This window comes from Kitasatospora sp. MY 5-36 (assembly GCF_001182915.1).
Lineage (GTDB): Bacteria > Actinomycetota > Actinomycetes > Streptomycetales > Streptomycetaceae > Kitasatospora.
In genome coordinates this window covers 1-17,336 of record NZ_LFVW01000216.1, presented here as the reverse complement: position 1 = coordinate 17,336, position 17,336 = coordinate 1, and the positions used below count along the sequence as shown (strand labels likewise).

At 74.5% G+C, this 17,336-nt stretch carries 18 protein-coding genes; 10 read left to right on the top strand and 8 right to left on the bottom strand.

Features of this window, described 5'->3' with window-relative positions; all coding sequences use genetic code 11:
- The 4 genes from AE652_RS16045 to AE652_RS44020 form a co-directional block, all read left to right on the top strand.
- On the top strand, positions 1 to 432 hold a 432-nt coding region (locus tag AE652_RS16045; protein ID WP_049652055.1), incomplete at its 5' end, for a glycosyltransferase.
- A gap of 2 nt (positions 433 to 434) precedes the next feature.
- Positions 435 to 1,313, top strand: coding sequence for an SGNH/GDSL hydrolase family protein (locus tag AE652_RS16040; RefSeq protein ID WP_107086451.1), 879 nt, complete (start codon positions 435 to 437; stop codon positions 1,311 to 1,313).
- A gap of 134 nt (positions 1,314 to 1,447) precedes the next feature.
- Positions 1,448 to 1,795, top strand: coding sequence for a VOC family protein (locus AE652_RS16035; protein WP_049652054.1), 348 nt, complete (start codon positions 1,448 to 1,450; stop codon positions 1,793 to 1,795).
- A gap of 126 nt (positions 1,796 to 1,921) precedes the next feature.
- Complete coding sequence (locus AE652_RS44020) at positions 1,922 to 3,064, top strand: NUDIX hydrolase (RefSeq protein ID WP_049652053.1); 1,143 nt, start codon at positions 1,922 to 1,924, stop codon at positions 3,062 to 3,064.
- 105 nt (positions 3,065 to 3,169) lie between these two features.
- On the opposite strand, the gene AE652_RS16025 is transcribed toward AE652_RS44020, so the two are convergent.
- The 5 genes from AE652_RS16025 to AE652_RS16005 form a co-directional block, all read right to left on the bottom strand.
- Positions 3,170 to 3,544 (bottom strand): hypothetical protein, encoded by a 375-nt coding sequence (locus AE652_RS16025; RefSeq protein ID WP_049652052.1) that lies wholly within the window; start codon positions 3,542 to 3,544, stop codon positions 3,170 to 3,172.
- An 80-nt stretch (positions 3,545 to 3,624) separates the two neighbouring features.
- On the bottom strand, positions 3,625 to 4,020 hold the full coding sequence (locus AE652_RS16020) for a roadblock/LC7 domain-containing protein (RefSeq protein WP_310593218.1): 396 nt from the start codon (positions 4,018 to 4,020) through the stop codon (positions 3,625 to 3,627).
- A gap of 82 nt (positions 4,021 to 4,102) precedes the next feature.
- Entirely contained in the window at positions 4,103 to 5,182 is a 1,080-nt protein-coding gene (locus tag AE652_RS43120) for a hypothetical protein (protein ID WP_053112075.1), read from the bottom strand.
- Positions 5,183 to 5,186: 4 nt separating this feature from the next.
- Positions 5,187 to 5,570, bottom strand: a complete 384-nt coding sequence (locus AE652_RS16010) for a hypothetical protein (RefSeq protein ID WP_049652050.1) — start codon at positions 5,568 to 5,570, stop codon at positions 5,187 to 5,189.
- A 569-nt stretch (positions 5,571 to 6,139) separates the two neighbouring features.
- Positions 6,140 to 6,748: a TetR/AcrR family transcriptional regulator C-terminal domain-containing protein gene (locus AE652_RS16005; protein ID WP_049652049.1), complete on the bottom strand. Its 609-nt coding sequence runs from the start codon at positions 6,746 to 6,748 to the stop codon at positions 6,140 to 6,142.
- A gap of 206 nt (positions 6,749 to 6,954) precedes the next feature.
- Between AE652_RS16005 and AE652_RS16000 the strand changes: the two genes are divergently transcribed.
- Both AE652_RS16000 and AE652_RS15995 read left to right on the top strand, forming a co-directional pair.
- Positions 6,955 to 8,598: an amidohydrolase gene (locus AE652_RS16000; protein ID WP_049652048.1), complete on the top strand. Its 1,644-nt coding sequence runs from the start codon at positions 6,955 to 6,957 to the stop codon at positions 8,596 to 8,598.
- Positions 8,599 to 8,835: 237 nt separating this feature from the next.
- Complete coding sequence (locus AE652_RS15995) at positions 8,836 to 10,350, top strand: APC family permease (protein ID WP_082345753.1); 1,515 nt, start codon at positions 8,836 to 8,838, stop codon at positions 10,348 to 10,350.
- 96 nt (positions 10,351 to 10,446) lie between these two features.
- On the opposite strand, the gene AE652_RS15990 is transcribed toward AE652_RS15995, so the two are convergent.
- The 3 genes from AE652_RS15990 to AE652_RS15980 all read right to left on the bottom strand — a co-directional run bounded on the left by AE652_RS15990 (position 10,447) and on the right by AE652_RS15980 (position 13,578).
- Positions 10,447 to 11,454, bottom strand: a complete 1,008-nt coding sequence (locus AE652_RS15990; protein WP_049652057.1) for an MsnO8 family LLM class oxidoreductase — start codon at positions 11,452 to 11,454, stop codon at positions 10,447 to 10,449.
- An 80-nt stretch (positions 11,455 to 11,534) separates the two neighbouring features.
- The gene (locus AE652_RS15985) at positions 11,535 to 12,167 is read right to left on the bottom strand and encodes a DUF2269 domain-containing protein (protein ID WP_234348403.1); all 633 of its coding nucleotides are present in this window, start codon (positions 12,165 to 12,167) and stop codon (positions 11,535 to 11,537) included.
- Positions 12,168 to 12,387: 220 nt separating this feature from the next.
- Positions 12,388 to 13,578 carry a peptidoglycan-binding protein gene (locus tag AE652_RS15980; protein WP_049652047.1) on the bottom strand — a complete coding sequence of 397 codons (1,191 nt, stop codon included), beginning with the start codon at positions 13,576 to 13,578 and terminating at the stop codon, positions 12,388 to 12,390.
- A gap of 358 nt (positions 13,579 to 13,936) precedes the next feature.
- Between AE652_RS15980 and AE652_RS15975 the strand changes: the two genes are divergently transcribed.
- From AE652_RS15975 to AE652_RS15960, 4 genes are all read left to right on the top strand, one after another.
- Positions 13,937 to 15,256: a DUF6271 family protein gene (locus AE652_RS15975; protein WP_049652046.1), complete on the top strand. Its 1,320-nt coding sequence runs from the start codon at positions 13,937 to 13,939 to the stop codon at positions 15,254 to 15,256.
- Positions 15,256 to 15,753 carry a GNAT family N-acetyltransferase gene (locus AE652_RS15970; RefSeq protein ID WP_049652045.1) on the top strand — a complete coding sequence of 166 codons (498 nt, stop codon included), beginning with the start codon at positions 15,256 to 15,258 and terminating at the stop codon, positions 15,751 to 15,753. The genes AE652_RS15975 and AE652_RS15970 overlap by 1 nt, the downstream gene beginning before the upstream one ends.
- A gap of 143 nt (positions 15,754 to 15,896) precedes the next feature.
- Positions 15,897 to 16,910 (top strand): alcohol dehydrogenase AdhP, encoded by a 1,014-nt coding sequence (gene adhP / locus AE652_RS15965; protein WP_049652044.1) that lies wholly within the window; start codon positions 15,897 to 15,899, stop codon positions 16,908 to 16,910.
- 172 nt (positions 16,911 to 17,082) lie between these two features.
- The coding region (locus AE652_RS15960) for a hypothetical protein (protein ID WP_159028460.1) at positions 17,083 to 17,336 on the top strand (254 nt) is incomplete at its 3' end.

Sequence of the window (17,336 nt, the reverse complement as noted above, 5' to 3'; positions counted from 1 at the left end):
GGGCCGCTGCGGGACCGGCTGGCGGCGCGGGCCGCGCGGCTGCGGCTGCCGGTGCGCTTCCTCGGGCACCTGGGCGGGCGGGCGGAGCTGGCCCGACTGCTGGGCTGTGCGGACGTGGTGCTCGCGCCCGGCCCGGTGGAGACCTTCGGGCTGGCCGCGATGGAGTCACTGGCCTGCGGGACCCCGGTGGTGGTCAGCCGCTCCTCCGCGCTGCCCGGCCTGGTCGGGCTCGCCGGGGTGGCGGCCGTCGACACCGGCGACGGATTCGCCTCCGCCGTACGGCAGTTGCTGGGTCGGCCGGAGGAGCTGCGACGGGCCTCCGCCCGGGCTCAGGCCGAGCGGTACGGCTGGCCGGCGGCGGTGGCGGCGTTCCTTGCGGCGCACGGTGTACGCGATGACGAGGCGGTGGACGGAGGTCGGAGGTCAGGATGAGCATGCTGGAGGCCGGGCGTGGCCGGGCCGCGGAAGAACGCCCCACGGCCGGCGAGCTGCTGCGCTTCGTCGCCCTCGGGGACTCGCTCACGGAGGGGGTCGGGGACCAGGTCGGCGAGGGCTGGCGCGGCTGGGCCGCCGTCCTCGCCCACGCGCTGCCGCCCGAGGGTCGGGACGTCGAGTTCACCAACCTGGCGTACAGCGGGGCGCTCACCGCGGAATTGACGACACGTCAGTTACCGGGCGCGCTGGCTCTGCGGCCGCAGCTCGCGGCGGTGGTGGTCGGCGGCAACGACACCCTGCGCTCGGGCTTCGACATCCGGCGCACCACCCTGGAACTGGACGCCACGATGGGGGAACTGTCCGGCCACGGCGCCAGACTGCTGACCGCCTGCCTGCCCGACCCGGGCAGCCTGCTCCGGCTCCCGGCGCCGCTCGCCCGTCCCCTGGCGCGCCGGATGCGGGCGGTCAACACCGTGGTACACGCCCTCACCGAACGCCACCGGGCGGTGCACCTGCACATCGCCGAGCTGCCGTGGCTCACGGAGCGTCGGCTGCTGAGCGTCGACCGCCTGCACCCCAGCGCCGAGGGCCACCACCTGATCGCCCGGCGCTTCCACGACCTGCTCACCGAGGCCGGCCACCCCCTCGGCCCGCCCCCGACCGCCGCTCCCGCCGAACCACCTCCGGGCCTGGCCGCCGACCTCTGGTGGATGGCCACCCGGGGCACCCGCTGGCTCGCCGCCCGCAGCACCGACCTCCTGCCGGGCCTGCTCGCACTGGCCGCCGCGGAGGGCGTCGCCCGCCTGCGCGGCGGGAGCCGGCGGCACGACGAGCAGATGGCCCGGGCCGCGGCGCAGGCCCTCGCCTCGCTGGGGTGAGGAGCGCGCCGGGGTGGCGGGGACGGCGAAGGCGGTGGAACCGGGGACTGTTGCGGAAGTGCGCGCGGCGGCGGGAGTGGCGTAGTACTTGTGGAGGGTCCCGGAGGCATTCCCGTTCTTGTCTGGAGTCGTCGATGTCCGTTCGCCGTGTCGTGCCCAACATCCGGTCGGAGGCCGCGCAGGAGAGCCGGGAGTTCTACGGCCTGCTGGGCTTCGAGGAGGTCATGAACCACGGCTGGATCATGACGCTCGCCTCCCCGTCCAGCCCGGCGGCGCAGGTCAGCTTCATGACCGGCGACAGGACCGCGCCGGTCACCCCCGACCTGAGCGTCGAGGTCGACGACGTGGACGCGGCCTACGCGGCCGTGCTGGCCGGCGGTGCGGAGATCGTCCACCCCTTGCAGGACGAGGAGTGGGGCGTACGGCGGTTCTTCGTCCGCGACCCCAACGGCCGTGTGGTCAACGTCCTGGGCCACCGCTGACACCTTCGCTCCCCCGCGACCGGGGACGGTGCCGGTCACGGCCGGGATCGGCGGGGCCGTTCGGCGGGAACCATCGGGGTGGCCCGGGTTGTCGTGTCCGGGGAGAGCGTGACGGAGGGAGTCGGGGTGGAGAGCTCGGGCGCGGTGGGCCGGGACGTCATGGCGGCGGCGGGGGTGCTGTTCTCGGACGGGGCGGGGCGGCTGCTGGTGGTGCGGCTGCCGTACGACCGGAAGCATCCGGTGGCGATCCCGGGCGGCGGGTGGGAGCCGACGGACCGGTCGCCGAGGGAGACCGCCCTGCGGGAGATCCGGGAGGAGCTGGGGTTCACGCCCCGGTTGGGGCCGCTGGCCGGCGTGGACTGGGCGCTGCTGCGCGAGGGCGACCGGCCGATCGTCGTGTACCTCTACTGGGCCGAGCCGCTGACGGCGGAGCAGGTGGCGGCGTTCCGGCCGGACACGGCGGAGGTCGGCGGCTGGACCTGGCTGACGGCGGAGCAGGCCGGACACGCCCTGCCACCGCGATTGTCCCGCCGGGTGACGGCCTGTCTGCGGGCACCGGGCGACACCGGGCCACTGGAGCTGGAGGACAGCCGGCCGGTCGGCCACACGCTCGGGCGGTTGCCCGCCGACGGGCCGGTACCCGAGTACGCCGGACTGGCCGCCGCACCGGGGCTGACGCCGTCCGCCGAGGGGCCGCCGGAACCCTCGCAGCCGCCGATGGACCGGGCGACCTACTACGCCACCCGGCCGCGCATCCGGACCAAGGCGCGGGCACTGTTCACCGACGCCGCCGGCCGGGTGCTGCTGGTGCGGCTGCGGCCGTGGGACGGGCCGGTCGGGCAGGTGCCGCACTGGACGCTGCCGGGCGGCGGGGTCGAGGCGGACCGGGAGATGCCCCGGGCGGCCGCCCGGCGGGAGATCCGCGAGGAGCTCGGCTGGGACGTGGAACCGGGGCCACTGCTGGCGCTGGACTGGCAGCCGGGTGCGGCGGCCGACCCGGAGGCGGACCCGGCGACCGGCCGGGACACCGCCGTCCTGGTGTACGTGTTCGACGGGGGCACGGTGACGGAGCGGATGCTCGACTCCCTCGTGCTGCCGGAGGACGAACTGGTCGAGTGGCGGCTCTGCGACCCGGCCGAGGCGCGGGCACTGCTGACCGGCCCGTCCTGGGACCGTACGGCCGCCGCACTGGCCGCCCGGGAACGGTCGGGCGGACCGGTCGAGCTGGTGCGTGGGCGGAGCGTCGGGCCGGACCTGCCGCAGGGGTGAGGCCGGGTGGACGGAGCCCGGCGGGGCGTGAGCCGCCGCCGGGGCCTCGTCCGCTTCCTCGCACGTCGGGCGCGGTGGGCCGGCGCGGCGCTTCGGGGCGCCGCGTCAGACCTCCAGCTCGGCCTCGATCCGGCCCAGCTGGTGGCGGGCCATCGCGAGGTTGGCGCGCGCCTTGTCCAGCGCGAGGTAGAGGAACAGGCCCTTGCCGGTACGGCCGGTGAGCGGGCGGATCAGGTGGTACTGGCTGGTCAGGGTGATCAGTATGTCCTCGATCCCGTCCTGGAGGCCGAGCATGTCCATGGTGCGCATCTTGGCGCGGACCACGTCGGTGTTGCCGGCGGCGGCGACGTTGAGGTCCAGGCCGCCGGGGCCGTCGAGGGTGGCCAGCGCCATGCCGCTGTTGTAGTCCACCAGGGCCGCGCCGATGGCGCCCTCGATGCTGGTCATGGCCTGCTTGAGCGCGCCGGCTGCGTCGGTCATCTGGGTAACTCCCGTTCTTTGGTGGGTGGTTCGGTTTCAGGCGGTGCGGTTTCAGGCGGTGCGGTGGTCTGGTGGCGCGGTCAGCCCGCGTCGCGCGGGTCCTTGGGTACGAGCGCGTCGTTGAGCAGCTCCGCGATGCGCTGCGCGCTGCGGCGGGCCTCCAGGTGCAGCCGGCCGACGTTGACGTCGGGGTGCGCCAGCAGCGTCAGCACGCAACTGCCGCCGGCCGCGTAGGTGGCGACGTAGCCGTTCTCGCCGCGCACCAGCGACTCGCGGAACTCGCCCTGGCCGGTGGTGTCGGCGAGCCGCTGGGCCAGCGAGAGCGAGGCCGCCGTCATCGCGGCCAGACCCGAGGGCTCGGTGCCGTGGGTGTCGTGCGCGATCAACAGGCCGTCCACGCTGGCGACCAGACCACCCGCGAGGTGCGGGACGCGGTGCTTGACGGCGCGCAGTTCGGCGAGCAACTCGGTCTCCAAGGCGATCAGTTGTCTCCTTCCGACACGCTGCTTGAGTGCCCGCCTCATGGCCGGAACGACGGGGTCGCGGGCGGGGAATGGGTCAAAGTCGGGCCTCCAGAAGGTCTCGGACCCGGGTCAGCAGCGCGATGTCCGGGTCGGGGACGGTCAGCGGGTGGGCCGCTGCCGTGGTGGGCGGGCGTTCTGATCGCGTGGGGGCGTCGGTCCCGGTGTCAGCCCCGGCGGGGGCACCGGCGGGGGTGCCGGTACGGGCTGCGGCGGGGTCGGCCGTGACCGGGGCTCCGGGGAGTCCGGCACCCCGGAGGCTGGCGCCGGGGATCCTGCGGTGCAGCCCTCCGGCCGGTCCGCTCGTGACCGGTGGGGGAACTTCGGGTGCCGGTACGGCCGTTGGCGACACCTCCGGCACCTGGGCCGCCGTCGGCACGTCGGGCGGGCGCGGTACGTCAGCTGGCAACGGCGCGTCCAGCAGCCCGGCGGCGGCGAGCCGTCGGACGTCGGCCGTCACGCCGAAACCGGAGCGGCCGAGCAGCCGGGCCAGGTCGGCCGGGGTCCTGCGGCCGTCGGCGTGGTCCAGCAGCTCGCGGCGCCGGCGGCCGGACGGGCGGTGGGAGGCTCGGCGGACGTGCTCGACCGGGCGGACGGGCGCGGTGTCGAGCTGCCCCCACGGCCAGATCCCGTCGAGCAGTTGCCGACGGCGTGCGACCTCGCGACGGATCCGGGCCGGGTCGACGTCCGCGACCGGTCCGAGCCAGTGCCGGGCGTCGGCCTCGAACCGCCAGACTCCGCCGCCCGGGTCGGCGAGGACGAAGAACGAGGCGTCGAACAGCGTTCCCAGGTGGCCGAGTTCGAGCTCTCCCCGGGTGAGCAGCCGCCGTTCGACGAGCTCCTCGCCGACCCTCGACCGAGGTCCGTGAATCCGGAGCAGCTCCGCCCAGCCCTCGGGGGTGATCCGGCCGCAGCCGATGAGCAGGTCGGCCAGGCCGGGGGCCCGGGAGGACTGGGCGGCGGCCACCCGCCCGTCGACCAGGTGGAGGCTGCCGAGCGGTCCGTGCAGGGCGCCGGTGGCGCGACGGTCGGCGAGCAGGGCGAGCGCCTCGCCCGGGGTCCTCGGGGTGGCGGCCCCCGCCCAGGGCGGCGGCGCGGTGCCGGTCGCGGCGGTCACGCGCTCACCCCAGCACCAGTTCGTCGGTGAGCGCCTGGAGGCGGAAGCGGGCGGCGGCGAGGTTGCCCTCCGCGCGGTCCAGCCAGAGGTGCAGCACGAGCCTGTTGTCGAAGACGGTGTCGATGAAGCGGATCAGGTGGTAGCTGCGGCCGGCGGTGACGATGATGTCCTCCAGCGGGGCCCGCCGGTCCTCCGCCACGGTGAAGGTCTGGCTCTCAACGGCCGCCCGCACCAAGTCGGTTGCCTCGGCGGCGGAGGTTTCGTGCTCTCCGGTCGGGCTGTCCCCGAGGCTGCCGAGGGCGAGCCCGCTGCTCCAGTCGACCAGGCTCGCGGCGCGGGCCCCGGGGATCGCCATCGCTCCGGAGAGGCATTCGTCGATACCGGGCACACCGGCTCCTTCGCGGGGTCTGGGCGGCCGGACGCAGCGCGGCGCCGACCGGTTCACCACCAGCAGTGGCTAGTTCGACACGGAAGGCTACTGCCGGATTCCATCGGACGAACATTCCGATGGCATATTCACACCGGCAACGGCCAGTTCCGGCCAAGAATTGACGATGCATCAGACCGGGATGGGAGGTGACGCCACTGGTGGGCCAGGGCGGTTGGAGCGCCGTTCACCGGCCGCCTGGCACGGGACCTTGGCCGATACCGGGCCGTGCCGGAGGGTTTCGTCATCGAAAGTGCGATAAGAGGACGAGCTCATGGAGCGCGAACACGCCGAAGGGGCCCGTTCCGTTGGACGGAACGAGCCCCTTCGATGGGAGCGCCAGGCCCGGATCGCACGGACTCTCCCTACTGAAAGTAGGGCGTGCTCTGGTAGCACCGCTGACGCCTGTTCGAGATTCGTTTCCCGGAAGGTCACTTCCTCTCGACGGGAAGAACACTAGCAGGCCATCACGCCTGGTCAGAAATCGCGACCGGGGAGCCGCCGGGCGCTGCCGGGCCGGCCGGTGCCGGTCAGCCCAGCAGCGCCCGGTAGCCCCCGATCAGGGCGGTGAGCCCGAGTTCGAAGGCCCGGTCCGCGCGCTCGCGCCCGACGGGGACGGCGTCCAGGGCGTCGGCCAGCCGCGGGGTGGCGGCGCGGTCGACGGCGTCGACCATGACGTCCGGGGCGACCAGGTCCAGCGCCGAGCCCAGGATGAAGCTCTCCAGGGCGGTGATCAGGCCCATCACGTCCTGCGCGGCGAAGCCCGCGTCCTCCAGGGTGGCGACGGCCCGCTCGTACAGCTCGTGCATGAACGATTCGGCAAGCGGCGCGGTGGCGAGCAGCCGGACGATGCCGGGGTGTTCGGCGAAGGCGTCCCGGTAGGCGTGCGCCCAGGTGCGCAGCGCGGCGTCCCAGGGCTGGTCCCACATCGACTGCTCGCCGATCGTGCGCACCAGCTCGGCGCGCATCAGGGCGACGATCTCGGCCCGGCCGGCCACGTGGTGGTAGAGCGCGGAGGGGCTGACCTTGAGCGCACCGGCCAGCGCGGGGATGGTGAGGTCCCCCGCCTCGTCGACCAGCCGGAGCGCGGTGTCCACGATGCGCTGCCGGTCCAGCAGGGGTGTGCGCGGCCTGGGCATGCCCGGTTCCTCACCTTCGGGGTCGCCGGGCGGCCCGTCGGCCCCCGACAGACCAAGATCGTCGTTATCCAAGCGTTATTGAACGGCTTTCAGTAAAACCCTTCCGCACCCGCCGGTGCCGCGCCTACGGTAACCGAACCCCATTCGGTTAGGCAGGCCGCGCACCCGTCGGCCCGCCCTGCCCCGGAGAGGACGCACACCCCCGTATGCGTGCCGAAACGATCTTCACCGGCGGCCGGATCCACACCGGAGACCCCGCCCTCCCCCGCACCCACGCCCTCGCCGTCAGCGCGGGGCGGATCGCCGCCCTCGGCGACGCCGCCCTCGCCCTGCGCGACGAAGGCACCGAGACCGTCGACCTCGACGGCGGCGCCCTGCTGCCCTCCTTCGGCGACGGCCACGTCCACCCGCTGCTCGGCGCCATCGGCCTGCGCGGCGTGCCCGTCCGCGACTGCACCAGCGTGGCGCAGGTCGTGGCGGCCGTCCGCGACTGGGCGCGGCGCCACCCCGAGGCCGAGTGGATCACCGGCGACGCCGTGGATCCGTCACTGGCCGAGGGCGGGCTGTTCGACGCCCGGCTGCTCGACGCCGCCGTACCCGACCGGCCGGTACTGCTGCGCACCATGGACCACCACACCGGCTGGGCCAACAGCGAGGCGCTGCGCCGGGCCGGGTACGGGCCGGACACGCCCCAGCCGGTCGGCGGCGAGATCGTCCGACGGCCGGACGGCAGCCCGCTCGGCACCCTGCGCGAGTTCGGCGCGCTCAACCCCGTCCTCGCGCTCGTCCCGCCGCGGCCACTGGCCGAACAGGTCGCCGCGCTGCGGGAGACCACCGCCGCGCTCGCCGCCGCCGGACTCACCTGGCTCCAGGACGCCTGGGTCGAACCCGCGCAGGTGGACACCTGGCTGGCGGCCGTCGCCGAGCAGGACCTGCCGGTCCGGGCCGGACTCGCCCTGCTGCTCGAACCGGACGGCTGGCGCGGGCGGCTCCCCCGCCTGGCCGCCGACCGCGACCGGGTCGAGGCCGCCGGGCGCGGACGGCTCAGCGCGCGGGCGGTCAAGTTCTTCGCCGACGGCGTCATCGAGTCCGGCACGGCCGCGCTGCTGGAGCCGTACAGCGACTGCCCGCACTCCCACGGCGTCGCCAACTGGACCGGCGCCGAGCTGGCGGAGGCCGTCACCGCCGTGGACGCGATGGGCTTCCAGCCGCACATCCACGCGATCGGCGACCACGGCGTACGGATCGCGCTGGACGCCGTCGAGGCCGCCGCCCGCCGCAACGGGCCGCGCGCCCGCCGGCCGGTGATCGCGCACGTCCAGCTGGTCCACCCGGACGACCTGCCGCGGTTCGCCGAACTCGGGGTGATCGCCAACTTCGAACCGCTGTGGGCGCAGACCGACCCGCTGATGACCGAGCTCACCCTGCCCCGGATCGGCCCGGACCGCGGTTCCCGGCAGTACCAGATCGCCGCCCTGCTGCGCGGCGGCGCCCGGGTCTCCTTCGGCAGCGACTGGCCGGTCACCCGCTACGAGCCGCTCGCCGGGCTGGCCACCGCCGTCACCCGGCAGACGCCGGACGGGCTGCCGGACGGCGGCTGGCTGCCCGAGGAGCGGATCGGGCTCACCGAGGCGCTGGCGGCGTACTCGGCGGGCGTGGCGCACCAGGCCTTCGAGGAGGCCGAGTGGGGCGTACTGCGGCCGGGCCTGCGGGCCGACCTGGTGCACCTGGCCACCGATCCGTACGCGGTGCCGGCCGGTGAGCTGGCCTCGATCGAGGTGGCCGGCACCTGGCTCGGCGGACGGCGCACCCACGGTGGGCCGCCCGGCGGCGACCGCTCGACGCGCTGAGGCGCGCCCCGGCTGTCCGGCTGTCCGGCTGCGGCCGGTCCGGCTTGTTTGGCTTGTCCGGCTGCGGCTCGACGCGCTGAGACGTCCTGGCCGCCCCGCCGCCCCGCCCGGACGGATGTCCCGACCGGTTCCGGCCGTCCCCCACGGCGTCCGTGCCTCGTTCCCCGGTCGGCGGCCGACGCGTCCGCGCCGCCGACCGCCCTACCCTCGTACCCACGACCCCAGGAGAGCTCCCCCATGACCCTGCCCTCCGACGCGGCCTCCCCCGCCGCACTCCGTCCCCCCGACCCCGGCGCCCCTTCCACCCCCACCTCCCCGGGCACCGCTGGCGGGCTGGAGCGCGGGGTGCTCGGCACCGGCGACATCGTCTTCTTCGTCGTGGCCGCCGCCGCGCCGCTGACCGTGATGGCCGGCGTGGCGCCGTTCGCCATCTCCTTCGGCGGCATCGGCGCGCCGGTCGCCTACCTGGCCACCGGCGTGGTGCTGGCGCTCTTCGCGGTCGGCTTCACCACCATGACCGCGCACATCCGCAACGCCGGCGCCTTCTACGCCTACGTCACCCGCGGCCTCGGCCGGGCGGCCGGGCTGGGCGCGGCACTGCTCGCGGTGCTCTCGTACAACGCGATCCAGATCGGCATGTTCGGCGCCTTCGGGTTCTTCGCCCACACCACGGCCGAGGACCTGCTCGGGCTGGACCTGCCCTGGCCGGTCTGGGCGCTGCTCGGGGTCGCGGTGGTCTGGTTCCTCGGCTTCCGCTCGATAGACCTCGGGGCCAAGGTGCTCGGGGCGCTGCTGATCGCCGAGACCGGCATCCTGCTGGTGCTCGCGGTGGCGGTGCTGGTCAAGGGCGGGGCGCACGGGCTGAGCCTGTCCTCGTTCGCCCCGGAGCACGTGTTCTCCGGCGGGATGGGCGGGGTGCTCGGCCTCTCCTTCGCCGCCTTCATCGGCTTCGAGGCGACCGCGATCTACCGTGAGGAGGCCCGGCAGCCGCAGCGGACCGTGCCGCGCGCGACCTACGCCGCGATCGTCTTCCTCGGCCTCTTCTACACCTTCGTCACCTGGATGATCGTGCAGGCCTTCGGCGACACCGGGGCCGTCGCGACCGCCACCGCCGACCCGGCCGGGATGTTCTTCACCGCGATGACCGACTACGTCGGCGGCTGGGCGACGGACGTGCAGCGGGTGCTGATCGTCACCAGCCTGCTCGCGGCGCTGCTCGCCTTCCACAACACCATCACCCGGTACGGCTACGCGCTGGCCACCGAGCAGGCAGCCCCGGCCGTGCTGGGCCGCGTCCACCCGCGGCACGGTTCGCCGTGGGCCGGCGGCATCGTGCAGTCGGTGGTGGCGGCGGTGGCCGTCGGGGTGGCCGCGCTGATCGGGGCGGACCCGTACAACCAGTTCTTCCTCTGGGCGAACTCCCCCGGGGTGGTCGGCATCCTGGTGCTCCAGGCGCTGGCCGGTCTGGCCGTGTTCGCCTTCTTCCGCCGCAACCGGGCGGCCGCCGCGAGCGCCGGGGCGTTCCGTACGGTCGTGGCGCCGCTGGCCGCCACCGTGCTGCTGTGCGGGGCCACCGCGCTGGTGGTGTGGCGGCTCGACCTGTTCACCGGCGCCGGCCCGGAGGTCAACTGGCCGCTGGTCGCGATCGTGCCGGTGGTGTTCCTGACCGGCGTCGGGATCGCGCTGCGGCTGCGGGCCCGACGGCCGGAGGTGTACGCGCGGCTCGGAACGACCGAGGTCGACGGGGGCTGAGCGGTAGCGCCGGGCAGCGGGAGGGGAGCAGCGAGCGCCGGGCAGCCGGCGAGGCCCGGCCCGGACCGGTGACGGCTCCGCCTCCTCCGGGCCCGCTCAGGCCCGGCCGACGGCCTCGGCGAGGAGCCGGTAGGAGTCCAGCAGCGCGGCGCGGTCGTAGGTACTGGTGGTGACCAGGAACTCGTCCGCCCCGCTGCGCTCCACCAGCGCCAGCAGCGCGGCGGCGGCCTGCTCCGGGGTGCCCGCGATGTGGCCCTTGAGCGACTGCTCGTACGCGGCCCGCTCCCGGACGGTCATCTCCCGGGCGAGGATCTCCGCCGCCGGGGCCAGGGGCGGGAACTCGCCGTGGGTACGGGAGTACGCGCCGGACCAGGCCTCCGGGACGAGCAGCTCACGCGCCCGCTCGGCCGTCTCGGCGACCGCCACCGTGCCCGAGACCACCACGTACGGCTCGGCGGCGTGCGCCGAGGGGCGGAACCGGTCGCGGTAGCGGTCGATCGCCGCGAGCATCCGGTCCTCCCCGTGCGGGGCGGCGATCACCAGCGGCAGCCCGGCGTCGGCGGCCAGGTCGGCGCCCGCACCGGTGGCCAGGACGAAGGCCGGGACGTGCAGGCCCTCGGCCGGCCGGGCGTGGACCCCGCGGTGCGCCTGCTGCGAGCCGTCGAAGTAGCCGAGCAGTTCGGCCAGCTGGGCACCGAACTCGTCCGCTGCGCCCTTCTCGCGCCCGAGCGCCCGCCGGACGCCGTCGGTGAAGCCCACCGAGCGCCCGAGCCCCATGTCGATCCGCCCCGGGAACAGCGCGGCCAGCACCCCGAACTGCTCGGCCACCACCAGCGGCTGATGGTTGGGCAGCATCACCCCGCCGGTGCCGACCCGGATCCGGGAGGTGGCCGCCGCCACGGCCGCGGCGAGCACGGTGGGCGCCGACCCGGCCACCCCCGGCACGCCGTGGTGCTCGGAGACCCAGAACCGGTGGTAGCCGAGCCGCTCCGCCTCGCGGGCGAAGGCCACCGTGTCCCGCAGTGCCCGGGCCGGCTCCTCACCCTGTCTGGTCCGGGAGCGGTCGAGCACGGAGATCCTGGTCGTGGGCGCGGCGCTGGTCACGTCGGTGCACAACGCCCTCCCTCCGCGCGGGCATTCCCCGGGCGGCCCCGGGCCGGGGCCGGCGGCCGTCGGCCGGCCGGTCAGGCGCCCGCCCCGGGTATTCGGCCCCGGCGGGCGTCCGCGGCCGCGGCACCGGCCTTGGTCTTCCGGCGGCCCCAGGGCTTGTACACCGACAGGACCACGGTGAACAGGTAGAGCGACAGCGCCACCGCCGGGACGATCACCGTGTTGTACCGGACGAAGCCGAGGTCCGCCGCCGTGATCGGGCCGGTCGGATGCGCGTCCACCACCCGCACCGCGTCGTGCAGCCGGTCACTGAGCGCGAAGACAGAGGCCGCCATCGCCCCCAGCGTCAGCCAGAACTTGGTACTCACCCAGTAGTACCGGAACAGCCCCCAGGAGGTGCCGAGCCCGAGCGCCACCCCGCTCAGGAAGGTGAGCAGGCTCAGCGGCAGGATCAGCACGTCGCCGAGCAGGCCCATCGCCCGGTAGGCGGTGCGCAGCCGGTCGGCGTCGCCGGCGCCCACGGCCGTCAGCGCCGTCACCGCCAGGGTGAGCAGGCAGAGCATCAGCGCCAGCCAGCTCACCGAGGCGGTGATGTGCAGGACGACCAGGCGTTTGCGCGCCGCCGGTGTCAGGCGACGGCCCGCGGACCGCCGCCCGACACCGGACGCCGGTTCGGACGCCGTGACGGCGCCGGTGGGCGAGCGCACGGGGTACCTCCTTCGAGTCGGGGCCACGAGGACGGCCCCAGGCTCTCCCGTCAGATCCTCATCGGGCATCTGACGGTGGAAGTAACCTCGCCTACTCCCCGGCGAGTACACGCACCGGGCGACAGCCAGAGCGCTCCTCCCCGAGGAGCAGCACGGAACAGCGGGGAACAGCCGGAGACAGCGGGAAACAGCCCCGACCGCGGCTCCCCCGGAGCCGGCCTCAGTCGGTCACCGCGAACCCCTGCGCCGCGCCCAGCTGCTGCAGCGAGGCCTGGCCGGGGATCCCGTCCGCCGCCCCCGCCTGGTACCCGCAGCGCCGCTGCCAGGCCGCGTACGCGGAGACCGTCCGGGTGCCGAACGAGCCGTCCACCCACCGCTGGTCGAGCAGCCCCTCGTCGGCGAGCGCCTGCTCCACGATGGCCACCTCGGACCCGTACGTCAGGTGCCCCTGCGCGGCCCCCGGGTCGGTCCCGGCGGCCGCGACCACGTGGGACACCGAGACCGTCCGCTGCCCGGGCAGGTAGCCGAGCAGCCGGCGCAGCGAGCTCTCCCCCGGGACGCCGTCCGCCGCCTGCCCGGCGTAGCCCAGACTCCCCTGGTAGTCCGCGTAGTTCTCGGTGTCCGCGTCCGTCCAGTTCGGGCCGGGGCCGGAGCGGTAGTGGTCGCCGAAGCCGTGCGCGACCAGCGCCCGCCCGACCACCGTCACCTGGTAGCCCTGGGCGCCGTAGCCGTACGGCAGGCCGTTGATGCTGACCTGGTAGCGGGCGGTCGTGACCGGGGGCACCGGCTGCTGCTGGGGCGGGATGCCCGGGGAGCCGGGCCCGGCCGTGAGGTCGGGCCAGGAGCCGGGGTCGGTGTGGTCGTTGTACGGCACGTGGGCGTGCGCGTACCAGCCGCCGAGGGCCTCCCAGGTCCGCTCGTCGCGGTGGCCGGAGAAGTCGGTCGGCCGGCCCATCGGCCAGATGTCGGGCACGCCCCAGGAGGAGATCCAGGCGTGGATCCGGTCCCAGCCCGCGCACGGGGTGTCGACCAGGCGCGGGTAGACGGCGCCCTGGTAGCGGCAGTAGGGGAAGAACACCGCCTCGATCTGGATCACCACCCGCCCGGCCCGGTTGGTGCGGGTGGGGCTCTGGCTGGGGCTGAGCAGGCTCTTCGAGCGGGAGTCGGCCGGGAACAGCTGCGCCGTGCGGCCGCTGAACGGGTCCCAGACCAGGTGCGGCGCGTCGCCGGCGCCGCTGCCGGTGAAGTAGCCGACCAGGTCCTCATAGGAGCACCAGTCCTGCGGCGCGGCGGCGGTCGCGTTGCGGTCCCAGGTGATGTGGGCGATGGCCTTCGGCGGGTACTGCTGATCGGTCGGCGCGTGGTCGCCGAGGTCGTGGATCTCGGCACCGGGCAGCCACAGTTCGGGCATCGTGGGCTCCTCCGAACGGCGTGAGGGCATCACCTCCGGTATCGGCAGGCAGGGCTCACGGATTGACCCCGACGGCGCAAAACCCCGGCAATGAACCCCCCGTACCCGTCCGGCCGTTCGACTCAGCGAGGGCTCTTCGTCCTCGCGTGCGATTCGGGCGCCCGTGCGGGGACGGCCGGTCGTACGGAAGGGGGCGCATTCCACCCCGTCGGGGCGCCGCTGTCAATCGTTGACTTCACAAGTGGTCTAGTCCACGGTGGTCCGGCAGACCGGCCCGAGCCGCCGTCCGGGATCCCCCTGTGCGCTCAACTGGCAATCACTGCACCGAATCTGACGATCCGATGGAGAAACCCGCACCATGCAAAGAGTCTGCCTCGCCCTGCCCACCATGCGGTCCTGCCCCGACACCATCGCGGAACTCGCCGAGGAGGCGGCCTACGCCGTCGCGACCTTCGGGGTCGAGGTGCACCTGCTCGTCCTCGACACCACCGACGCCGTCGCCTTCGCGGAGAACGCGGGCGCCGTGGCCGCGCTGGAGCCCACCCCCGGCGTGGTCGTCCACCACCTCGGCGAGGCGCGGCAGCGGGAGTTCCTGCGCCGGGTGGCCGAGCGCTCCGGCGCCGCCGACCCCGAACTGCTGCTCGACATGATGCTGCCGCCGGCCGTCGCGTACGGCTCCTGCGTCAACCGGCTCTTCCTCGGCGCGGCCGCCCTGGGCTGCACCTCGGCGCACCTGCGCAACGACGACGCCGACTTCCAGGTCGTCGACGGCCGGAAGGTCTTCCCGATCCACCACGAGCTGCTCTCGATCGGCCGGCCGGCCGGCGAGGCGGCGGCCGTCGTGTCCCGCTCCGAGCTCGACCCGGCCGACGCGGACAAGCCGGTGATGCTGGTCAGCGGCTCCTTCATCGGCGAACTCAACGTGGACATCAGCGAGATCCACGAGCTGGACCCGGCCGTCTACCGCGAGGTGGTGCGCCTGTGGACCCCGCCGGTGTGGTCGGAGGAGGAGCAGGACGCGATGGTGGACGTCTCCTTCAAGGGCGCCGGCTCCGAGCCGTTCACCACCGACGAGTCCGTCCTCGGCGTGCCCGACATCTGGGACGTCTACATGTGCAACATCGCCCTGGACCACCGGGCCTACGAGGTGCTGCCGCTGCTGCCCTCGATCGAGACGATCGGCAGCGACTACGCCCTGCTGCACGCCATGGTCCACTCCCGGCTGCCCGGCGTCGTCCACAACCGCCACATCGTCAACTACTACACGCCCGAGCGCCGCACCGGCGCCGGCTTCGTCAACTACCAGCTGCGGTTCGTCAAGTTCCTGCTCTCGATGCTGTACCTGTACCCGGTCTACGGCGGCATGATCGACCTCGGCCGCGGGCTGCTGGACGAGCGGCACGGGCTGAAGGTCGAACCGCTCCTCGACCTGGTGCGCGGCAGCGTCGACTGGGACCGGGCCGGGAACGAGCACTGCCTGGACGTCCTGGACCGCTCCTACCGCAAGCTGGGCGGCAAGTACGCCGAGCTCGCGGACGTGGTGGCCGAGCGGCGGCAGCAGCTGCTGGACGAGGCGCGGGCGGACGCCGAGCGCTGGGCGGTGCTGGTGGAGGCCTGGGCGGCACTGGTGGCCGCCTCCCGCGCCGAGGGGCTCGGCGCCTCGGAGGTTCCGGCCTAGTGGGCGAGGACCTCCGGATCCGGCTCCTGGCCGACGGCGACTGGGACGCCGTGGTCGCGCTGGAGTACGACGCCTACGCGGCCGACGGCCTGTCGGAGGGCCGGGAGGCGCTGCAGTCCCGCGCCCTCGGCTCGCCGGAGACCTGCTTCGTGCTGGAGCAGGGCGGCACGGTCCGCGGCTACCTGCTGAGCCTGCCGTACCCGCCGCTGCGCTGCCCGGACCTCGCCCGGGCGGAGGACGCGGTGCACGAGTCGGGCAACCTGCACGTGCACGACCTGGTGATCGCCGAGGACCTGCGCGGCCGGGAGGTCGCGCTGGGGTTCATCCGGCACTTCCGGGAGCGGGCGGAGGAGCTGGGCTTCGAGCGGATCTCGATGGTCGCGGTGCGCGGGGCGGACATCCTGCTGCGGCTGCTCGGCTACCGCGCGCACCGGGAGGTGGCGGTCCCCGCGTCCTACGGGCGACGCGCCGTCTACATGTCGATGCCGGTGCGCTGACCTGCGGGGATACCTGGACGACTGCCCACTCTTTTGGCCTAGTCCGGACGGCGAAGATCACCCCATCGGGTGAAGCTGGTGGCGGCTGCGCCCGCGCGCGCGGCCGCCGGCAGCACCCGTCCGTACGCCCGAGGGAGAAGCGCATGAAGGCAGCCGTCGTCCACGACTTCACCGCACCGCTGGCCGTCGAGGACCGCCCCCTACCGAAGCCCGCCGCGCACCAGGTCCGGGTCCGGATCGAGGCCTCCGGCCTCTGCCACACCGACATCCACGCCGCCCACGGCGACTGGCCGGTCAAGCCCAGCCCGCCGTTCGTCCCCGGGCACGAGGGCGTCGGCATCGTCGAGGCGGCCGGCGACCAGGTCCGGCACGTCCGGGTGGGCGAACGGGTCGCCATCCCCTGGCTCGCGGACGCCTGCGGGCGCTGCGACCACTGCGTCTCCGGCTGGGAGACGCTCTGCCTCCAGCAGCACAACAGCGGCTACTCGGTGGACGGCGCCTACGCCGAGTACGCGCTCGCGCACGGCGACTACGTCGTCCCCGTCCCGGACGGCATCGACCCGCTGGACGCCGCCCCGCTGTCCTGCGCGGGCGTCACCACCTACAAGGCGCTCAAGGTCTCGGACGCCCGGCCCGGCACCCGGGTGCTGGTCTCCGGCATCGGCGGGCTCGGCCACCTGGCCCTCCAGTACGCCCGGATCTTCGGCGCCGAGACCATCGCCGTCGACGTCACCGACGACAAGCTCGCCCTGGCCCGCGAGCTCGGCGCCGACCACGTCCTGGACGCCCGCACCCAGGACGTCGCGGCCGAGGTCCAGGCCCTGGGCGGCGCCCACGCCTCGATCGCCCTCGCCGTCAGCAACGCCTCCTTCCAGGCGGCCTACAGCGCCCTGCGCCGCGGCGGCACCCTCGTCCTGGTCGCCCTCCCGGCCGAGGGCAGGCTCGAACTCCCGGTCTTCGAGACGGTGCTGAACGGCACCAAGGTGATCGGCTCGATCGTCGGCACCCGCGAGGACCTCGCCGAGGTCTTCCGCCTGCACGCCCTCGGCCGCACCCGGGTGATCCGCGAGACCCGCCGGCTGGAGGACGTGAACGCCTGCTTCGACGAGGTCCTGAGCGGCAAGGTCTCCGCCCGCCTGGTCTTCGACCTGCGCTGACACCCCCGTCCACGGCGCGGGTCTGCCGACGGGCCGCGCCCGGCTACGTCCGGATCGCGTCTCAGTCGCGTCTCCGTTCGGTTCGGCATGGGTACGAACCGGGCCCCGGTCCGGGATCGTGGGGGCAACCACTCGTGCGGCAAGGGGAGTTGCCATGGGGGACGGCCGGGGCTTGGCACCGGATGCGGTGGCGGCGCTGCTGGGCGACGGGCCGCACCGGGCGGTGGCGGAGGTCGTCCGGGCGCGGTTGCGGACGGTGCCGGAGGGGGCCCGGGCGCTGACGGCGGCGGAGGCGAGCCCGGGGGACGCGCGGGCACGGGCGCTGCTGACCGCCGCCGTCGACCACCTGCTGGCCGCGGACCCGGCGTTCGCGCGGTACCTCGCCACCACCGGGCTCGGGAAGCCGGCCGACCCGCCGACCGTCCA